An 18996-nucleotide genomic window follows, 5' to 3' on the forward strand; every position below is an offset into this window, starting at 1 on the left:
TTTTTTAGTCTGCTGTCGGAAACGTGATCCTGAATTCTGTACCTTGTCCCACCGAACTTGTGACACCGATCTTCCCATTCATGGCTTCAATGATCCGATATGAAATGAGGAGACCGAGTCCGGTGCCTGACTCTTTTGTGGAGAAGTAGGGCTCACCCAGTCTCCGTTTCTGAGATTTCGTCATGCCCACCCCTGTATCAGAGATGCTAATGCATACATGTCCCCTCTCCCTCACCGTCCTGATTGTCAGGGTCCCCCCCTTCGGCATGGCCTCCACGGCATTCTTCATGAGATTAAGGAAGGCCTGCTGAAAGGTCCGTGCATTCCCTTTGATGACTGCCTCTTCTATTCCTGCTTCGATCTTCACCGAATGCTGGTGGCTCATGGGGCCGATGATTTCCATAAGCTTCTGCAGATGGGCACCTACGGAGATCTCTTCGATGACTTCGGGATAAGGCTTGGCAAAAGTAAGGTAATCATTGATAATATCTTCCGCGCGGTTAAGTTCCGATGAAGCAATGCTTAAATATTCCAGCTTCTTCTCGGACGACAGATGCTCCTGATGCAGAAGGCGGAGGAACCCCTTGATGACGGTCAGGGGATTTTTCACCTCATGTGAAATGCTGGCGGCAAGCTGCGAAAGGACTTCCATCTTTTCAATCTTCATGAGAGTATGCTTCACTTGTACCTGTTTGACCAGGATCTCACAAATGTATGTAAAAAAGAGCATCCCGACTGAAGGCAACAGGATAAAGTTCAAGATGTATGACCCGTCCACCCTGAATTCCGTCATCACCGTGGCAATGGAAGCTGCAGCGATGGAATGGATTGTGAACAGGCATACAGAAAAAAAGATCCGTTTCCGGCTTTTCATTGCATCGAATCGGAAAAGCTTCAATGCTGCAACGGTCAGGATATAAATCAGTCCATAGATGACAAACGATGTCCAGCTCCACTGGTAAATGAATGTTCTCCCTGCCAGGAGGGACAGAAAAAGGGCAAGGCCCATGTATGGCCCGGCATACATGATCCCGAGGACGAATGGGATCATCCTGAGGTCATGTATGCAGTAGGGTTTCATATAGATCGGTGACAGCATGCAAAGGATCATCGCACCGCTCAATGATAGGAACGTGATCATCTTCGTACAGATTCCCCGGATGAATCGCTTCTCTACAAGAAAAAAGACGAGGAAGATGCTCAGAAGGATATAGAAAAAATTATTGACCACGTCTTGATTGAAGATAATCATATGAATCTCTTGTTCCCTTTCAAATGGTATCGTATATGAGAATTTTACCACAACCACATCATCATGGTTACTCTATTATGGAATCATATGACCCTATCAAAAAAATGGACGCCTTATGATTGGTGGAGCTCCCTGCCAAGGTATGAGGCGAGTTCGAGCATCCCGAACACCCCTTCCTTCTCTTCTGCATCACGGTTGTAATTCGTATTGGTGTTCACATCATACGTATAGACGTTACCTTCTCCATCACGGATGAATTCAATACCGGCAATGGCAATTTCATTCTCTTTCAGGAAAGCCTTATATGCGTCGATGATGTCTTCATCAAAGTCCTTGATGATTTCAAATTTGGGCCTCTCCCCAACCGGGCAGGCAAGATCCTCGATGCGGCACGCATCGGCCGGACATAATTCGAAGCCTTCGGACGTATCGACCCTCACTGCATAGATGAATTCTCCCCCAATGAATTCGCAGCGTGTGATGCTGGAGTCCGGGGACTTGATATACTCCTGGATGAGCGTGATCCCGTCCAGTGGCTCATCGAACTCTGCACTGTCCACATAGCTCTCCAATGCTTCTATGGAGTGGAATAACTGAACGCCAAGGCCCTTCCCTGCCCTGTTATGTTTCGTAATGAAGGAAGGAGCACCCAGACGGCGGGCGGCATCCACAATGTTCTCTTTTCCTACCGCCGCAATGGTAGCCGGGACGGCAATCCCTGCTTTCTTCAAAGCCGTGTACTGATTGACCTTGCTGACTTCAAGGCGGATGGCCCTCGTTCCATTCAACACCTTGCGTCCGTGAAGCTCGAGCCACGCAAGCACACTTTCCGTCAGTTCGGGTGCATAGCGGTGATCACGCGTGTGGGAAGAAGCGCTGATGCGATTGTAGAAGATCCCTTCAGGCGGGGCTGTAGTCAAATCAACCATTCCCTTATCTAAGAACCACTCTTCATAGTCCAATCCAAGCTCGTCCATCCTCTTAATCAAATGATCTGTCCATTCGCTGTTTTCATGAATGATATGTATCTTTCCCATTTCCTTCACCTCAATTTTTCGATTAGCTTCAATGTAACATAGAAAATCCTACCGATAAAGTAGGATTTAACGTTCCATGCTTGATTCACGCGATTTTCTCATCCACACTTTCATTCCAAACCGGGTAACAGGAAATCGGGTTATGTCCCTTCCTGCCTTCGGAGCTTCCGTCCGGGTCCTTTCCGTTGAAAGCATGGTCACCACAAGCCCTACGCCCACAGCTACCAACACGAGCTCCATAAGCAGCTTCACCACCCGCATCATGTTCATCCCCCCTCTTGCGTCCTATCTATAACATATGGCATCGGATAGGTTATGGTCACATTCCTTTTAAACTGTGTCACGTTCAAAGAGAGTCGTTTGTAAAACGGACCGATGCCTTCCTTCCTCCAGAAACATCCGGAACGCCTCTCTCCCCAGGGATCGGGAAGGAACTTCAATCGAGGTTATCCCCATAAGCTCGCTGATTGGATGATTATCAAATGAAAGGAGGGCGAGATCTTGAGGGATGCTAACACCCCTTCTCCCAGCCTCACTGAGAAGACCGGCCGCCACTTGATCGCTCGTGACCACGAGGGTCTCCGGACGCTCCTTGAGATTCATCCATTCACGCAAGACCCTGCAGCCGTCCTCCATGTGATAACAACCCGTAAAGATCCATTCATTCCTTATCTCGATTCCCCGATACTCCCGGAAGGCACGCATCCTGTCTTCGCTATTCTTACCGCTTAAACGGTGGATGCATAGACCGATCTTACGGTAGCCTTTTTCCTGAAGATAGGAAAGGGCCCTGCCCATCGCCTGATAGTGATCGATATATACGCTTCGGAGGGACTCCGATTCGAGATTTTCACAAAGAACAATCGGACGATCTCCCTCCATGAAGCCCTTCAATTCTTCAAGGTCATTCGTCCTTGATGCAACGATCAAACCGTCTACTTCCTTCATCCGCAGTGCCGCAAACGCATCAAGTTCGGCAGGCGAATCATAATTCGTCTGATAGAGGCGCAGATGATAGCCTGCTTTGAGGGCTTCTTCAGCAATACCCTGAAGGATTTCTCCGTAATACGGAAGATTCAGATACGGAAGAACGACGCCGACGCTGTTCGTCTTCCCCCTTGAAAGATGGACTGCATTGGCGTTTTGTGTATAGTTGAGTGCTTTTATGGTTTCAAGGACGATTCGGCGTTTGTCTTCCCTTACATACGGATGCCCATTCAGCACGCGTGATACGGTAGAGACAGATACGCCGGCCGTCTCGGCCACTTTGCGAATATTGGTCAAAGGTTTTCACCCTTTCATGAAAATAAACACTTGCTCTGAAACGCGTTTCATCACATACATTGAATTCACCGCCACTCAAAAGGAGCTGATTGCATGCTTGGAATCCTGTATTTGCCACTCTTATGCGTTATCATCATTTGCTGCTCATACTTCGCGCTAGATAAAGAGGAGCGTAAGAACATTGGGCCATCTTCTTGGAAATCCATGTAGCAGTCCTTATCTTGACTAACTGAGCGTTTGTTCGATATAGTAGCAGTATTGCTTTCTATCATACTATAGATGCTATACATCAAGGAGGATAAACATGGATTCATTCTTTCAGATCATTGATGAGCGACGCTCAGTCAAAGTATATGACCCGACAGTAGAAATTCCCCGTGACGAACTTCTACATCTGTTGGAAACAACGGGAAAAGCTCCATCTGCATGGAATCTGCAGCACTGGAATTTCCTTGTCTTCGACTCTAAAGAGGTTCAAAAGAGACTTCTTCCGATTGCATTCAACCAGCAACAGGTTCTTGATGCTTCTGCCGTCATCGCTGTCCTTGGTGACTTGGAAGCCAACCGCAATGTAGATCCAGTATTCGACCCGGCTGTAGCCAAAGGGGAAATGACACAAGAAATCAAAGACGTTTTAAAAGGGCAGATTGACGGTGCTTATACTCGTCCCGGGTACGCACGTGATGCCGCGTTCAGTAATGCATCCCTTGCTGCGATGCAGCTAATGCTGACGGCAAAGGCAAAAGGCTGGGATACATGTCCGATCGGTGGATTCGATCCTGCAGCCCTCGCAAAAGAATTCAATGTATCACAACGATACATCCCAATCATGCTGATCACTGTCGGCAAGCCTCTCCAAGAAGCGAGAAAATCTGATCGTCTTGAGCCTATGAATTTGATTCAGTGGGCTGAGTGATCATGTAGGCGCAAACCGTACCATAAAAAATCCGAACGATTGCGATTCCTCCATGGAAATCGACTGATCGTTCGGATTTTTTCTTTCTTTCACCGTTGCTTCTATTGGAAAATCACGTTCTTTTCAATTTCCTTCATGTGATAGAAATACCCTTTACGGTCCATCAGCTCCTGATAGTTGCCGACTTCAACGATCTTCCCTTCCTCCATCACTACAATTTGATCCATTTCTTCAAGCCCGGTCAATCGATGACTGATGAGAAGAAGCGTACTATTCTCCGACTCTTTCCGGATAACGCCCATCAGTTCGGCTTCAAGCATGGGATCGATGGAAGAAGTCGGCTCGTCCAGGATCCAAAGCGGACCGCCTTTCAAGATCGCCCGCGCAATGGCCATCCTCTGCTTTTCTCCTCCTGACAGGTTCCCGCCCTTTTCAGTCACGGTGTCCTCCAACCTGAATGGAAGCTTCACTTTTGAGAGGACCCTTTGCAATTCTTCATCACCGAAATTTCCGGCAATCAGTAAATTATCTCTGATTGATCCATGAAAGAAGTGGTTTTCCTGAAGGATGACGGCAGCTTTTTGCCACAGGCTTTCCCGCTTGAAGGCATCAATGGGGCGGGAATCCATTAGAATCTGTCCCTCATCAGGTGAATAGAAAGTTAGAAGCAGATTGAATAAAGTCGATTTTCCGGAACCCGATGCACCGATGACAGCCGTCTTCGATCCTTCCGGTATATAAAGATCGACGTCAGAGATCGAGGACCTCCCCCCTCCCTCAAAGGTGAACCCCACCTTTTCAAGCGTAAAGGAGGGCGCATGATCGGGAGCCTCTTCACTCCTTCGGCCCTTAAGCTCTCCACCTTGAATTTCACCAAGGCGCTTGGATGCCTTCCTCGAATCTTCTAAATGATAAGGAAGGGTCGCCATCGGTATCGCTTCATCAAAGACAGTCAGTGAAATCATGACGAGCATGGCAAGGAGGACACCATCTAGGTTCCCTTCCCCGACGGCATACACACCGAGAACCAACACCAGCCATGTGATCAGCAGCGAAACGAGCAGGTTGATGGTATGACTGAATAAGGAGTGACGGCTTTCGCGTTCCTGTTCTTTCACATACATAGAAGAAGCACCACCAAGCGTCTCTTCTTGATGGAATAATTGCTGATGGATCTTCAGTTCCCTGAAGCCATACAGAAATTCTGCAGTACCGGACGATAGCTCACTGCGGCTATCCCTCACCCGCGATTCAATTTTCCTTTGTTTCAGGCTGACCAAGGAGGGAATCAAGAAACCGGTGAGCAGTACACCCACAATCAGCAATACTCCTGTCGTTACTGAATAAAAGAGAGTGAAGAGAATCGTGGCAATAAAAACGACCATCATGACCAGGGGTGGATAAAATACCCTCAGGAAGAAGTTTTGAAGGCTCTCTACATCCCCCACAATCCGAGCCAGGAGATCACCGCTTTTGTACCGCTGAAAAATCGTCGGCGCAATGGTTTCCAACCGGTCAAAGATCGATGCCCTCAAGTTGGCAAGGATCGTGAACGTCGCCCGGTGGGAATAGTAGCGCTCTGCATACCTTGTCACTGCCTTCAGGATGCCGAACAGCTTCATTAAAGCAATCATGATGGTCAGGACATAAAGGGGCACTTCAAGTGCCGCTTGTGAAATCATATATCCACTCAAAGCGAAAACCCCGACGGAGGTGAAACCGGCCACCGCACCGAAGACAGCAGAAAGAACAACATCTTTTTTCTCTTTTACAGTCAATCGAATGATCTCAGTCAACTCTCTCATATGATGTTCACTCCTTTTTGTACCGCAATCATGCGCTCGTATGCAGGCAGATCTTTGAGCAATTCCTCGTGGGTACCTTCTCCGATGAGTGCTCCGTCTTTCAATACAAGGATCTGATCGGAATGGCGGATGGTATGCAATCTATGGGCAACCGTGACGATGGTGGAAGACCGGGATAGCTCCTGGATCGACTGTTGAAGAATCGACTCTGTCTTCAGGTCGAGTCCGGTGGTCGGTTCATCAAGCAAGACAATGGATGGCTTCCGTAAAAAGGCCCTTGCAAGGGCGATCCGTTGCTTCTCTCCACCCGACAGTCCCCTGCCCCCTTCACCGATCACGGTCTGGAATCCTTCCTTCAGACTGGAGATCAGATCCGTCAGCCCTGCTTTTCCAGCTGCCTCCTCCAGTTCCTTTGCTGTGTGCTGGGACCCGGCCGCCATGTTCTCTTCAATCGTCCCGGCAAAAATATATGGGTTCTGCGAGATATATGCGATGAGCCCGAACCACGAACGTTCTGTAAACTGTCTTCTAGATTGGCCATTCACCATCACTTCTCCCTCGGCTGGATCGATCAATCCTGAAAGGATATGCAGGAGGGTCGTTTTTCCGGATCCACTTTCACCGATGATGGCCACCTTGCTGAATGGTTCAATATGGACAGACATGGGCTTAAGACGAAAAGCACCTTGTGAATAGGCGTGACTGACCCCTTTCAGATCGATTGAGGGCGGTCCATCCTCCGCATGAATGAGACTCTCTCCCCAGAAGATCTCCCCGTCATCCCGTTCAAGCTCATCCTTCACTGCTTTAACGGAACCTGAACTTCCCCTTCCTGTATGGAAGGCACTCCCCAATTGCTTCATGGAAAGATAGAATTCCGGTGCCAGGATGAGTACAAAAAATGCAGTGTAAAATGAGATGCTGTCGAACACGATCAGACGCAGACCGACTTCGAGGGCGATCAGGCCGATGCTCAGCATGGAGATGAATTCGAGCATCAATGAGGATAGGAAGGCAGTCTTCAGCACCTCCATCGTGGACTCGCGGAAGTTCAGCGAGCTTTCCATGATCTCTGAGCTCTTCGTCTTGCCTTTACCGAATAGCTTCAATGTCGTCAACCCTTGAAGGACATCAAGAAATGTACCGGAGAATGATTCAAGCTTCTCCATCTGGTCTTCTGACTTTTCCTTCGTTTTAACCCCGATGAGTGCCATGAAGATGGGGATGAAGGGAGCCGTAATCAGGATGATCAGTCCTGTGAACCAGTGTTCCTTGAAAAGGACCACCAAAATCATCAGTGGGACGAGCGTTGTCTCAATTCGCTGTGGCACATACTTGCTATAGTAGCCATCAAGCCCGTCCACCGCTTCCATCAGGACGGATACCTTCCTTCCCGCCTGACTGCCGACAGAAGCAGTCAGGGGCTGATGAGCCCATTTGTTCAAGAGTTTTTTCCTGACCTCCCCTTTCACAGATGATGCAAGCCGGATCCCTGTTCTGCCGTTCAGCCAGCTGAAAATCGCCCTGGATGCGAAAGCCAAAAGCAGCGCTGTCAATAGAGGCCATACTTCTGTCAAGGAGTCTCCCTTCAGGAAAACCCGGTCAACGATCCCCGCGATCAAGTACGCCTGAGCGACAATGGCGAGACCCAAAAGAATGGAAGAACTATATAAAGTCATCATGAATGACCTGCTGGCTTTTACAATTGAATGTAATTCTTTCATAGATGATTTCACTCCCGTTCCGAAAGTTAGTGAAATACTTCACAAATTATTTTATCTCTATTATACCATCACTTACCCTTCTTCTCACTGAATTGAATTTGACAAATTCAAGACAAAGAACGCAGGAGGGAAAAGACGTTCCCTGCACTGCGACCGCGCAAGGAACCTCGCCTGTGATCCATTGTCTTCAACTAGTTTGAACGCTCTCTATACTTCCTTCTCAGTAGACGTATCTGTCCCCGATGATTGATTTCATCCTCCATCACGTGGTACCAGATATAAAAGAAGTTATAGGAAACCCCGTTTCCCCACCTTCTTTCTTCATCTAGCCATTGATCTGAAAGCTGAGAGAAAGAGGAGACAGTAACACTCCGAATCCTTTGTAACGCTTCAAGGTACTCATCCACCTCCAACCCCTGATAGTGCAGATTGGCCGGATTCCCCAAGTTAAGGGCCTTACCCCATATGTCAGCTTCTTCTTCGGTCAGCTCCCTTTCTTCAAAAGAGATGATCTGATGGACAAATTCAATTGCTGCAATATGCATGAGCAGGCTTGCGATGGTATTGCCACCGGGGTCGTCCATATACTCAAGCTCTTCCCGGCTGATTCCACTTACTTCTTCCATCGTCACGCTCCTGGTATGCTCCAACATGGATATCATTGCACCAATCTTATGATCAAAGCCTTCTTTCCTTGTAATCCTATAATCAATCACGGTCATGCCCCCTTGTCTTGCTCATTTTAACAGGATTTTTCAGGAAAAACAGACTGCTATTTTCCATATAGGCATGATATACTTAAGGTATAAGCAAAAGGGATTCAGAGCATATGCTCTGAATCCCTTTTTGGGTTCAACCCTTTTTCCTTACCATGATAAAGTAGGATACTACAGCCACAGCTTCACAAATGGCAATGACGACAGCCATGGGAATCGCTGAAGCCCCGTCACCCAGTCCGACGAGGGGTGCCGCTGCACCACCCAGAATGAATGGCAATAATCCAAGGAGGGCTGCAGCACTCCCTGCGTTATCTCCTTGATCACTCATCGCAAGGGAAAATACGGTCGTATTCACGATTCCGACAGTGGATACCGTCAGGAAAAGGAAGATGCAGATGAATACGACCGAGGCCTCCAGTGAGATGCTGACAATGAGCAACACGCTCGCTGATAGTCCTTGAAGGATGCCATACCTCAGCAAAGATGTTTCACCGAAGACGGGAGCGAGTTTACCGGTTGCCTGGGTTGCAATGATGAGACCGAGGCCGTTCAAGGCGAAGATCAGGCTGAACATTTGTGGAGACAGTCCATAAATATCCTGCAGGACGAAGGTGGAGCCTGAAATATAGGCGAACATGGCACTCATGGCGAACCCTTGTACCAGGACATAACCCATGAAAACCCGGTTCCTGATCAAGTGGCCGAAGGTGTTGAAAACGCCTGAAATCCCCCCGGTCTTCCTTCTTTCTTCCGGTAGCGTTTCACTCAATCCGAAACAGACGGCGAGAAGCATGATTCCCCCGATAAGGGCAAGGACACCAAAGATCCCCCTCCACGACATGAATTGAAGAAGCTGCCCCCCGGCCACTGGCGCTACAATGGGTGCCAACCCATTGACAAGCATCAGCATGGCAAAGTACTTCGTCAATTCCTGTCCGGAAAAGCGATCCCGCATGCCAGCCCTTGAAATGACCATGCCGGCAGCACCTGTGAGACCCTGAATGAAACGGAGAACAATAAGTCCCCAGATTGAACCTGTGAACATGCACAAAACCGATGAAATGGTGAAGAGGATCAATGCCACAATCAGCGGCTTTTTCCTTCCCACCATATCCGAATAAGGACCTACGATAAGCTGCCCTGCGGCAAGTCCGATCAGGCAGGCAGTCAGACTAAGCTGAGCAGTGGAGGCGTTCGTACCAAGATCAGAGGCAAGAGTAGGCAGACCCGGAAGGTACATATCGATCGTCAGTGGCCCGAATGCACTGAGGCACCCCATGATCACGATGAAAATGAATAAATACGTTTTTGATTGCGTCTGTGCTAATTCCTTCATGGATGACTCTCCTTTACGTTGTATAGCCATCATCATTTTAAACCCTCCAGTAACAGGAGGGTCAATAGGAATCAATCACGAACTTTGATCTGATACTCTGTCAATCTTTCGTCCTTCATGTGGGAGATGAAGGAATCGACAATCTGTCTTGTATAGAGAGGTCCCTCCGTTTCCATTCCCAGTCTTGATACAAAGTCCACGAGCATTTTATAATAGAAGGAATCCCTCCTGCGATCCTCGAGGGAATAGACTGTGGCATATGTTCCTTCCGGAAGGATGTCGTATCCTGATTCTTCTTCAAGAAGAATATACAGCCCGTCATAGATAAACCCTTCTTCACGGCTCATGTTATCAGGTGATACAAACAACCCGACGGAACCGACCATGATGGGCGTCATATGATTGACGGTTTTCTTGATTTCCCTTAAGAGCACTTCCATGTCATCAAGGGAAGAAAATGAACGTTCTTCTTTCCAGATGCTTCTCTTTGGCAGAGAGGAGAGCATAGGCCCACGTTCCATTGTCTTCGCAAGCTGAAGCTGCTGAATTTTTTGCGAGAGATGCCGATGAGTCGTTTGTAACTCATCCATTTTTCTTCTTGTGGTTTCCTCGTATTTTTCCAGGGTATGCAGAAACTGATCCAGCGTACTGTGCTCCATCTTTTGCTTGATTTCCTTCAAAGGGACACCCAAGCCTTTCAAAAAGCTGATCATATCGAGTTGCTGGAACTGCTCGGCACGGTAATACCGATAACCCGTTTCACTATCGGTATGAAACGGAGTGAATAGCCCGATTTCATCATAATACCTCAGGGTTTTCACAGGTATATCATAAAGCTTGGACATTTGTCCGATGGTAAACTGATTCTTCATTCCCCATCGACCAGGAGTTTAATGAATTTCCTCTTGCCGACCTGCACAGTCATCCCCTCCTGGACCCTCACAATAAGGTTTGGATCTTCCACCTTGGTGCCATCAATCTTTACGCCATTATTCTTGATCATCTTCCTCGCTTCACTTTTGGAAGGAAGGAGATTGACGTTGACGAGCAGCTCGAGGATGTTGACCTCTTCACTACCGTTCCACTGCAGCTCTGGAATCTCATCAGGCATACTTCCTTTTTGGAAAACAGAGATGAACTGCTCTTGTGCCCGCTCACTTGCTCCGAATCCATGGTACATCCTGACGATCGTCCTTCCTAGGAGCATCTTGGCATCACGGGGGTGCATTTGCCCTGCAGCCAACGAAGCATTGATTTCACTGATCTTTTCAAGGGGAAGATCAGTGATGAGTTCAAAGTACTTCATCATAAGGTGATCGGGTAATGACATCGTCTTTCCGAACATTTCCTCAGGTCTCTCATCGATTCCGATGTAGTTATGTTTCGATTTTGACATCTTATCCACTCCATCCAGTCCTTCTAGAAGAGGCATAAGAATGACAACCTGCTTTTCCTTATTGTATTTCTCCTGGAAATGTCGACCCATGAGCACGTTGAAATGCTGATCCGTCCCGCCAAGCTCGATATCGCATTCCAGCTGTACAGAGTCGAAACCCTGCATCAACGGGTAGAAGAATTCATGAAGGGAGATCGGTTTGCCTTCCTTGATCCTCGCCTCGAAGTCATCGCGCTCCATCAATCTGGCAACTGTGATTTTCCCCGCCAGTCCAATGACATCTTCCATTTTCATCTCGCCCAACCATTTGGAATTATAGTGAAGCTCCACTCTATCCATGTCCAGGACTTTAGAGAATTGTTCAAAGTAGGTTTGAGCATTATGTTTCACCTCATCTTCGGTCAGCTGCTTACGGGCAACGGATTTTCCCGTTGGATCCCCTATCTTCCCCGTAAAGTCACCGATGATCAGCTGGATGATATGGCCGTGCTCCTGGAACTGGCGAAGCTTATTCAAAACGACCGTATGCCCCAGATGGACGTCAGGTGCAGATGGGTCAAGCCCCAGTTTGATTTTCAAGGGTCTATTTTCAATGACGGATGTCCTGATTTTACTTTCAAGTTCTTTGAGAGGGATGATCTCCTGCACACCCTGCCGGTAGAGAGCCAGCTGCTCCTGTACTTCTTGTTCTTGTTGATCTGTCAGCTTTTGCATTGACGTTACCTCCCTTAATCATTTCTAACACATGAAAAAATAAAAAAATTGCCTTCAAAAAGGGACGTGATTGCTCACGCGGTACCACCCTTCTTGAAGACAATGATTCTTCCACTCAATCGAATAACGGTTCGTCCGTTCCCCACGAATGCAGGGACGCTCAAGGATTGTAATTCACCCGACCTTTGTACCGGTTCGCACCACCCACCGGCTCTCTTAAACATGGAGATCGTCGCTACTGGATTTCCTCTCATCGCTTTACATGTGTTAAATTGAACTGATCATACCAGATTCGCAAAATATTTGCAATTTAATTTTCTTCCGGATGAAGATCCATGAGGGCTCCAAATGTCTGGGAAGCAGAGGTGAAACTGATGAAGGCAATAAGCTCTGAGATTTCCTCATCACTGAACGATTCCTTCAGCACATTGAACAGACCATCCTGAACGTTGCTTCCCTGTACCCCGAAAACTTCCGCAAAACCGACGGCCACTGCTGTTTTTTCATCATACACGTCAGGATCCGGCCTGCCCTTTGCCTGACAGTATAAGCATCCATTTTGGAATGCCAATACCCTTCTCACTTGTTCTTTTAGTTCTTTCGTCAAGTGACCGTCCCCCTCCAATGTTTCTGAGAGCTGCCCCCATCGTTCCATTACTTCTTCGTGATGTCCAAGCAAACGCATGAACGGTGTTGCGCCAATTGCAGCTGAAGCAATCCTTGTCATTTCCATCTCCTCCTTATAGAATAATCATATCAATCTCATTCACTATTTTACATTCAATTCTAAAAGCAATTAGTGATTCAGGTTTAAGAATTTAACCCAAATCAAAAGGAGATCATTCTATATGAAAATCGACGATATCGACAGGAAAATTTTAAAAGAACTGATGCAGGACAGCAGGCTTTCCATGAGTGAGCTCGGAAGGCGAATCAACCTCTCCTCTCCATCGGTCTCCGAAAGGGTAAAGCAGATGGAATCCCACGGTGTCATCGAGTCCTATACTACGAAGATCAACCATGGAAAACTCGGCAACGACATTCAATGCATCATCGAAGCTACCGTAAAAAACGGGGACTACAAAGGTTTCAAGAAAAAAATCGCTGAGTTCCCAAACGTGGACTTCTGCTACCGGATCGCTGGGCAAGCCTGTTTCATGCTCAAGCTCCACTTTGCAACATTCGCTGAAGCAGAAGCCTTCATAGACCACATCAATCCCTTTGCCCACACCGTCACCCATTTCATCTTCTCAGAAGTCGAAACCCATACCCTTTTCACAAATTAAAGAAGCAGCTACATGGATACCCAACACTTGGAGATACTATTAACGCTGCATCTAATCGAGCCCATTCAGCAGAGTGATGATAACTCGAATGTGCTGGACAAACATAACCGTACGGAACCCCAAATCCAAGTGAAAAACGGCTTTAATGAATGGCACTCCCGCACTCACACCCACAAACAATAAGGAGAAATGTACATAAATAACGTTTTCCCTATCACCAAAAGTGCAGTGCAGCGGAGGCCGGACGACTCCGATGGGAATAGAGGGATGATCGAGACCCCGCAGGCACGAGGAGGNACAAACAATAAGATGTACATAAATAACGTTTTCCCTATCACCAAAAGTGCAGTGCAGCGGAGGCCGGACGACTCCGATGGGAATAGAGGGATGATCGAGACCCCGCAGGCACGAGGAGGCTCGACTCCCTCCCCACGGAAAGCGGCCGGCCGCAGCGGAACGGAACGTCCATATGCAGATCCACACACAAAAAGTAATGCTGTGATGACTACCACTCACTCCCACAAACAATAAGGAGAAATGTGTATAAAAGACGTTCTCCCCATCACCAAAAGTGCAGTGCAGCGGAGGCCGGACGACTCTGATGGGAATAGAGGGATGATCGAGACCCCGCAGGCACGAGGATGCTCGACTCCCTCCCCACGGAAAGCGGCCGGCCGCAGCGGAACGGAATGTCCATGTACAGATTCAATCATCATCCAACTCCTACAGAACCAACACAATAAATATAAAAAATTTGTCGATACCTATTGAAAAACGATGTATTACCGAATATTATAGTAGTTGTGCTTTTTAATCGTTCGTTTTTATTGGAGGTATTACACTAATGTTTAAATTAAAGGAAAACGGCACGTCAACCAAGACAGAAATCCTTGCCGGACTGACCACGTTCCTCACCATGGCTTACATCGTCGTCGTCAATCCGATCATCCTATCCGATGCAGGGGTGCCGTTCGACCAGGTATTCATGGCCACCATCATCTCGGCAGCTGTCGGTACGCTCTGGATGGCACTGTTCGCCAACTATCCGATCGCCATCGCACCCGGTATGGGATTGAATGCCTACTTTACATATTCCGTTGTCGGAGGTCATGAAGATATTTCGTACTCTGTTGCCTTCGCAGCAGTATTCGTAGCCGGTATCATCTTCATCATCCTTTCGCTCACTCCGTTCCGTAAGAAATTGATTGAAGCCATACCTCAAAATCTCAAACACGGGATCACAGCCGGTATCGGTCTCTTCATCGCTTTTATCGGTCTTCGTTTATCCGGACTGGTTCAAGCTGATCCGTCCAATCTCGTGAAACTCGGGGATCTTCATTCTTCATCTGCCATCCTTGCATTGATCGGGCTGGCCGTCACCCTTGTCCTCATGGTCCTGAACGTACACGGGGCCCTGTTCATCGGGATGATCATCACAGCCATTGTTGCATTCTTCACTGGTGACCTGTCATTCAAGGAAGGCTTTGTGGCCATGCCGCATCTGCCTGAAGGACTGATCATCTCGAACCCGATCACCGCCTTCACCGATGTGATTCAACATAGCTTGTATGCTGTTGTATTCTCCTTCTTGCTTGTGACCATTTTTGATACAACCGGTACGATGGTCGGTGTTGCCCAACAGGCCGGGCTCCTTAAAAACAATGAAATGCCGCGTGCCCGAGAAGCACTCCTTGCCGATTCACTCGGGACGACTGTCGGAGCGATGTTCGGTACTAGCCCGACCAGCGCCTTCGTGGAATCATCTGCTGGGGTTTCAGCAGGAGGACGTACAGGATTGACCTCCCTTACCGTGGCTGTACTGTTCATCGTTTCAGCATTCTTCGGTCCACTTGTGAGTGCCGTATCTGGATTATCTGCCATCACGGCTCCAGCTTTGATCATTGTAGGAAGCTTGATGATCGGAAGCATCTCCCAGATCAAATGGGACGAACTTGATGAAGCCTTCCCTGCATTCCTCATCATCCTCAGCATGCCTCTTACGTCGAGCATCGCTACAGGGATCGCACTCGGATTCATCTCGTACCCACTGTTGAAAGTGGCAAAAGGGAAATGGCGCGAAGTCCATCCCCTCGTCTATATCTTTGCCGTGCTGTTCTTCTATCAGCTGGCATTCATCCCTCATTAAAGAGGAAAGGCAGCTCCCACGTCGGGAGCTGCCTTTTTAGTATGAGTCCTTCTTTACCACGTACGATCAAGGTCGCGGCTGTAATAGTTGATAGCAGCTGCATAAGATTGGATCGATTCATCTGAAGAAGTATCACACAGCTGTCCTAAAAGCAGTTCCATGGCCTTCTTCGTCTCTCCGAGGTTATAGAGCGTCATGCTGTAGAATACTGATAATCCCCTGTCCCTGTGTCTTTTAAGCCCGTCCTCAAGCACTTCTTTTGATTTTTCATACTTCCCGAGGGCACGGTAGGTGCTCCCGAGTCCCGTATACGCACCGATCGACTCTTCTTCATCCAACCCGTATGTCAATGCTTTCTCATAATATTCAACAGCTTCCTCTTCAAGCCCTGATGCATCATGACTCCAGGCACATTGATAGTGCAGGCTTCCGCTTTCGGGGTATTCGTCGATCAGCTCTTTCAGTATCCTGATCGACTCCACTGTATTTCCTGACTTCCTCTCTTCGATCGCTTCGTTCACTCTATCTTCCATATCCACCCATCCATTTCAATCCGGTATGTATTCCATCAGCCAACAGTCGTGCCATTCACCTTCGTGGAGCTCATTTTGAGGGAGGATCCGTGCTTTGCTGTAGCCGCATTTCTCATAGCAACGGATTGCCCTGCGATTCCATGTCATGGGATCCATCACCAGCCGGTGCAGGCCTTTTTCAAGCATGAAATATTCCACCATGGCCTTGATCATCAGGGTGCCCACGCCTTTATTCCAGTACCGTGAATCCCCTATGAACTGATCGGTCCCATAGATGAACTCATCAAGATTCGTATATCCGTAGCGAAGCTTGGTCTCATCATCCAATGGATAGTATTGGAGATAACCAACCTTCTCCCCTTTATATTGAACGATGCAGGCAACTTTCTCTTTATCGTCATTATAAAATGCTTCCTCCACCATCTCATGGGTAAAGGGTTTGTCCCTTCCTTCGTAATACTCAAGGATCCGCGGATCGTTCAGCCAGTTATAAAGAAATTCGGCATCTTCATCCTTCAACGGCCGGACCTTGATATCACCTTTCTCATAACGCATCGTGCATCCCTCCTATGGACTTATTCCCCGCAGCTTCGTGGAATCCCTTTAAAGTTGTCGAAATTTCGTGTTGGAAATTCGATTTGGAGTATGCTACTATAAGTTTGTGAAATACTTCACATTATTAACATCAACCCACCACTTTCATAAATCCAATTAAAAAGGGAGTATGATGGATGAAAACAAATAAAGTCGTATTGATCGGAACAGGCTTTGTCGGTTCAAGCTATGCTTTTGCCCTTCTCAATCAAAATCTTGTCCACGAGCTCGTGATGATCGACATGAACGTCGAAAAAGCCATAGGAGACGCCATGGACCTTAATCATGGTCTCGCATTCTCATCCCCAATGAAAATACGTGCAGGAGCATACAGCGACTGCCGCGATGCAGATCTTGTCGTGATCACAGCTGGCGCCAATCAAAAACCCGGTGAAACGCGGTTGGATCTTATTGATAAAAACGTCCGGATTTTTAAAACCATTGTCGACTCGGTGATGGAGAGCGGCTTTGATGGCATCTTCCTTGTAGCCACTAATCCCGTTGATCTATTAAGCTATGCCACATGGACTTTCTCCGGGCTCCCAAAGGAAAGGGTGATCGGCTCAGGGACGATCCTTGATACCGCAAGGCTACGCTACCTGTTGGGGGAATACTTTCATCTTGATACACGAAACATCCATGCCTATATCATGGGTGAACATGGTGATACCGAATTCCCTGTCTGGAGTCATGCCACCATCGGGGCCAGCTCCGTTGGTGACCTGGTCGATCTAACGGATCCACAAATCCAGAGCGACCTTCAGGACCTTTTTGAAAATGTCAGGGATGCTGCCTACCATATCATCGAGAAAAAAGGGGCCACCTACTACGGGATTGCCATGGGGTTGGCCCGTCTCACCAAAGCCATACTGAATGATGAGAACAGCATCCTCACCATCTCTTCCCTCCTGGATGGGGAGTACGGGCAGCACGGTGTTTATACCGGGGTGCCTGCCATCATCAATCGACAAGGGATCAGGAAGGTGGTCGAACTTCCACTGGATGAAACGGAGCAAAAGCAATTCACAAGATCCATTGATACGTTGAAGCACGCCATGAGTACCGGTTTCCCTTCTGATTTATAGACACGCACACACGAACCTCCTCCTCATACAATGATACCAACATGAATGGAGGAGGTTCTATTATGTACGATCAGAGACAATTCATACCCGGCTTTCCTGGCGGAGGGGGTTCGGGGGGCAGTGGTTTCCCTTCCATCCCCGGATTTCCAAATGTATTCCCGCCGTCCCCGCCACCCGGGCAAGGGGGAAGCAGCGGCCCCCCATCTCCTTCTCAGGGCGGTGGACAAAATCAGCCGCCACCTGGACCTCCGCCTAACTTCCAGCCTCAGAAGACCGTCATGCAGGGCGGCCCTGGAGGAACGTCGACGTTTGCCGTGGACCCGGGTTCCATCCGGAGATGCCTGTTCCGCTATACCTATATCTGGCTGAACCGGGACGCTTTCTGGTTCTATCCTGTTTTCCTCGGAAGAAGGTCCATAGCAGGATGGAGATGGATCGGATTCACATGGGTGTATTTCGGAATCGATCTTGATAAAATCGAATCCTTCACATGTGTGTAACAGGATGCATCCATCTATGCGCGTAACCGATTCCCGGGGAACCATCACGGTTTCAGGAGAACACACCTCATATGGAGCGCCTGATGAAGCCCTGCTCACATTAGGGGTGATGACCGAAGGCCTCGATCTGCAAAAAGCCCAACAGGAAAATAACGAAAAGATAAAGAACATAGTCGGGACGCTTCAAGCAAACGGAGTTTCAAACAGTGATACACAAACAGCAAACTATCAGATCATCCCCCGCTATTCCTTTGAAGATGGAAAGCAGATCTTTAATGGATATGAAGTCGTGAATATCCTGCGCGTCCACCTTAGAAGCATTGAAAAGGCGGGGAAGATCATCGATGATGCCGTGAAGGCCGGAGCAAACCGGGTGGAGGGGATCCAGTTCCTCTCCTCCCATTCCACTGCCCTTTATCAGTACGCCTTGGAACACGCCTATCGAGACGCTTTGGCAAAGGCCACGGTCCTTGCCAGGCAATCTGGTCAGAAGCTGGTTCCTGATCCCCTTTCTATCAAAGAAGGTCAATCTACTGAGCTTCCTTCCCCTATGAAGCTCGCCGTTCAGGAATCTGCCATCCTGCCAGGTGAAATATCCGTGAAGGCATCACTACTCGTTACGTTTACTACGCATTGATTTCACAAAAAAACGGCTTCCAGGAGCCGTTT

Annotated in this window: 19 protein-coding genes and 1 other annotated feature; of the genes, 6 read left to right on the forward strand and 13 right to left on the reverse strand. The window is 48.2% G+C overall.

Translation table 11 applies throughout. The features are described 5' to 3' along the window. Window positions 1–4: 4 nt before the first annotated feature. From AF331_RS08760 to AF331_RS08775, 4 genes are all read right to left on the reverse strand, one after another. Window positions 5–1252: an ATP-binding protein gene (locus AF331_RS08760; protein WP_053427673.1), complete on the reverse strand. Its 1248-nt coding sequence runs from the start codon at window positions 1250–1252 to the stop codon at window positions 5–7. A gap of 113 nt (window positions 1253–1365) precedes the next feature. Further along, window positions 1366–2289 (reverse strand): ATP-grasp domain-containing protein, encoded by a 924-nt coding sequence (locus AF331_RS08765; RefSeq protein WP_053427674.1) that lies wholly within the window; start codon window positions 2287–2289, stop codon window positions 1366–1368. A 66-nt stretch (window positions 2290–2355) separates the two neighbouring features. After that, a complete protein-coding gene (locus AF331_RS08770; RefSeq protein WP_053427675.1) occupies window positions 2356–2553 on the reverse strand; it encodes a hypothetical protein in 198 nt (65 codons plus the stop codon). 66 nt (window positions 2554–2619) lie between these two features. Beyond that, window positions 2620–3573 (reverse strand): LacI family DNA-binding transcriptional regulator, encoded by a 954-nt coding sequence (locus AF331_RS08775; RefSeq protein ID WP_053427676.1) that lies wholly within the window; start codon window positions 3571–3573, stop codon window positions 2620–2622. A 304-nt stretch (window positions 3574–3877) separates the two neighbouring features. Here AF331_RS08775 and AF331_RS08780 point away from each other — a divergent pair, with 304 nt between their 5' ends. Further along, the gene (locus AF331_RS08780) at window positions 3878–4489 is read left to right on the forward strand and encodes a nitroreductase family protein (protein ID WP_053427677.1); all 612 of its coding nucleotides are present in this window, start codon (window positions 3878–3880) and stop codon (window positions 4487–4489) included. 101 nt (window positions 4490–4590) lie between these two features. On the opposite strand, the gene cydC is transcribed toward AF331_RS08780, so the two are convergent. The 7 genes from cydC to AF331_RS08815 form a co-directional block, all read right to left on the reverse strand. After that, window positions 4591–6294: a thiol reductant ABC exporter subunit CydC gene (gene cydC / locus AF331_RS08785; protein WP_053427678.1), complete on the reverse strand. Its 1704-nt coding sequence runs from the start codon at window positions 6292–6294 to the stop codon at window positions 4591–4593. Continuing rightward, window positions 6291–7976 carry a thiol reductant ABC exporter subunit CydD gene (gene cydD / locus AF331_RS08790; RefSeq protein WP_235576338.1) on the reverse strand — a complete coding sequence of 562 codons (1686 nt, stop codon included), beginning with the start codon at window positions 7974–7976 and terminating at the stop codon, window positions 6291–6293. The genes cydC and cydD overlap by 4 nt, the downstream gene beginning before the upstream one ends. Before the next feature lie 233 nt (window positions 7977–8209). Beyond that, window positions 8210–8734: a DinB family protein gene (locus tag AF331_RS08795; RefSeq protein WP_235576339.1), complete on the reverse strand. Its 525-nt coding sequence runs from the start codon at window positions 8732–8734 to the stop codon at window positions 8210–8212. 136 nt (window positions 8735–8870) lie between these two features. Further along, window positions 8871–10073 carry a multidrug effflux MFS transporter gene (locus tag AF331_RS08800; protein ID WP_152915559.1) on the reverse strand — a complete coding sequence of 401 codons (1203 nt, stop codon included), beginning with the start codon at window positions 10071–10073 and terminating at the stop codon, window positions 8871–8873. A gap of 71 nt (window positions 10074–10144) precedes the next feature. Further along, window positions 10145–10945 (reverse strand): MerR family transcriptional regulator, encoded by an 801-nt coding sequence (locus tag AF331_RS08805; RefSeq protein WP_053427681.1) that lies wholly within the window; start codon window positions 10943–10945, stop codon window positions 10145–10147. Next, window positions 10942–12183 (reverse strand): tyrosine--tRNA ligase, encoded by a 1242-nt coding sequence (gene tyrS, locus AF331_RS08810; protein WP_053427682.1) that lies wholly within the window; start codon window positions 12181–12183, stop codon window positions 10942–10944. Before tyrS ends, AF331_RS08805 begins: the two co-directional genes overlap by 4 nt. Window positions 12184–12240: 57 nt before the next feature. Then, window positions 12241–12446 (reverse strand) — a binding site (T-box leader). A gap of 47 nt (window positions 12447–12493) precedes the next feature. Next, window positions 12494–12910, reverse strand: coding sequence for a carboxymuconolactone decarboxylase family protein (locus AF331_RS08815; protein ID WP_053427683.1), 417 nt, complete (start codon window positions 12908–12910; stop codon window positions 12494–12496). Between the two features lie 121 nt (window positions 12911–13031). Between AF331_RS08815 and AF331_RS08820 the strand changes: the two genes are divergently transcribed. Both AF331_RS08820 and AF331_RS08830 read left to right on the forward strand, forming a co-directional pair. Next, complete coding sequence (locus AF331_RS08820; RefSeq protein ID WP_053427684.1) at window positions 13032–13469, forward strand: Lrp/AsnC family transcriptional regulator; 438 nt, start codon at window positions 13032–13034, stop codon at window positions 13467–13469. An 844-nt stretch (window positions 13470–14313) separates the two neighbouring features. Continuing rightward, on the forward strand, window positions 14314–15615 hold the full coding sequence (locus AF331_RS08830; protein ID WP_053427686.1) for an NCS2 family permease: 1302 nt from the start codon (window positions 14314–14316) through the stop codon (window positions 15613–15615). Between the two features lie 53 nt (window positions 15616–15668). Here AF331_RS08830 and AF331_RS08835 read toward each other — a convergent pair whose 3' ends face one another. Then, window positions 15669–16148: a tetratricopeptide repeat protein gene (locus tag AF331_RS08835; RefSeq protein ID WP_053427687.1), complete on the reverse strand. Its 480-nt coding sequence runs from the start codon at window positions 16146–16148 to the stop codon at window positions 15669–15671. Window positions 16149–16163: 15 nt separating this feature from the next. After that, window positions 16164–16703, reverse strand: a complete 540-nt coding sequence (locus AF331_RS08840; protein ID WP_053427688.1) for a GNAT family N-acetyltransferase — start codon at window positions 16701–16703, stop codon at window positions 16164–16166. 176 nt (window positions 16704–16879) lie between these two features. On the opposite strand from AF331_RS08840, the gene AF331_RS08845 reads away from it, so the two are divergent. The 3 genes from AF331_RS08845 (at window position 16880) to AF331_RS08855 (ending at window position 18964) form a co-directional block, all read left to right on the forward strand. Then, entirely contained in the window at window positions 16880–17827 is a 948-nt protein-coding gene (locus AF331_RS08845; protein ID WP_053427689.1) for an L-lactate dehydrogenase, read from the forward strand. 62 nt (window positions 17828–17889) lie between these two features. Then, window positions 17890–18327 (forward strand): hypothetical protein, encoded by a 438-nt coding sequence (locus AF331_RS08850; RefSeq protein WP_053427690.1) that lies wholly within the window; start codon window positions 17890–17892, stop codon window positions 18325–18327. A gap of 16 nt (window positions 18328–18343) precedes the next feature. Continuing rightward, window positions 18344–18964 carry an SIMPL domain-containing protein gene (locus AF331_RS08855; protein ID WP_053427691.1) on the forward strand — a complete coding sequence of 207 codons (621 nt, stop codon included), beginning with the start codon at window positions 18344–18346 and terminating at the stop codon, window positions 18962–18964. The last annotated feature ends 32 nt before the right edge of the window (window positions 18965–18996 follow it).

Origin of the sequence: Rossellomorea marisflavi (genome assembly GCF_001274775.1) — a bacterium.
GTDB classification, from domain to species: Bacteria; Bacillota; Bacilli; order Bacillales; family Bacillaceae_B; genus Rossellomorea; species Rossellomorea marisflavi.

Bases quoted from the DNA above. Each gene is read 5' to 3' on its own strand.
- cydC (WP_053427678.1), bottom strand. From the start codon at position 6,294: ATGAGAGAGTTGACTGAGATCATTCGATTGACTGTAAAAGAGAAAAAA.
- AF331_RS08835 (WP_053427687.1), bottom strand. From the start codon at position 16,148: ATGGAAGATAGAGTGAACGAAGCGATCGAAGAGAGGAAGTCAGGAAAT.
- AF331_RS08760 (WP_053427673.1), bottom strand. From the start codon at position 1,252: ATGATTATCTTCAATCAAGACGTGGTCAATAATTTTTTCTATATCCTT.
- AF331_RS08855 (WP_053427691.1), top strand. From the start codon at position 18,344: ATGCGCGTAACCGATTCCCGGGGAACCATCACGGTTTCAGGAGAACAC.
- AF331_RS08780 (WP_053427677.1), top strand. From the start codon at position 3,878: ATGGATTCATTCTTTCAGATCATTGATGAGCGACGCTCAGTCAAAGTA.
- AF331_RS08845 (WP_053427689.1), top strand. From the start codon at position 16,880: ATGAAAACAAATAAAGTCGTATTGATCGGAACAGGCTTTGTCGGTTCA.
- AF331_RS08840 (WP_053427688.1), bottom strand. From the start codon at position 16,703: ATGCGTTATGAGAAAGGTGATATCAAGGTCCGGCCGTTGAAGGATGAA.
- tyrS (WP_053427682.1), bottom strand. From the start codon at position 12,183: ATGCAAAAGCTGACAGATCAACAAGAACAAGAAGTACAGGAGCAGCTG.
- AF331_RS08765 (WP_053427674.1), bottom strand. From the start codon at position 2,289: ATGGGAAAGATACATATCATTCATGAAAACAGCGAATGGACAGATCAT.
- AF331_RS08830 (WP_053427686.1), top strand. From the start codon at position 14,314: ATGTTTAAATTAAAGGAAAACGGCACGTCAACCAAGACAGAAATCCTT.
- AF331_RS08800 (WP_152915559.1), bottom strand. From the start codon at position 10,073: ATGAAGGAATTAGCACAGACGCAATCAAAAACGTATTTATTCATTTTC.
- AF331_RS08850 (WP_053427690.1), top strand. From the start codon at position 17,890: ATGTACGATCAGAGACAATTCATACCCGGCTTTCCTGGCGGAGGGGGT.
- AF331_RS08805 (WP_053427681.1), bottom strand. From the start codon at position 10,945: ATGAAGAATCAGTTTACCATCGGACAAATGTCCAAGCTTTATGATATA.
- AF331_RS08770 (WP_053427675.1), bottom strand. From the start codon at position 2,553: ATGATGCGGGTGGTGAAGCTGCTTATGGAGCTCGTGTTGGTAGCTGTG.
- AF331_RS08820 (WP_053427684.1), top strand. From the start codon at position 13,032: ATGAAAATCGACGATATCGACAGGAAAATTTTAAAAGAACTGATGCAG.
- AF331_RS08815 (WP_053427683.1), bottom strand. From the start codon at position 12,910: ATGACAAGGATTGCTTCAGCTGCAATTGGCGCAACACCGTTCATGCGT.
- cydD (WP_235576338.1), bottom strand. From the start codon at position 7,976: ATGATGACTTTATATAGTTCTTCCATTCTTTTGGGTCTCGCCATTGTC.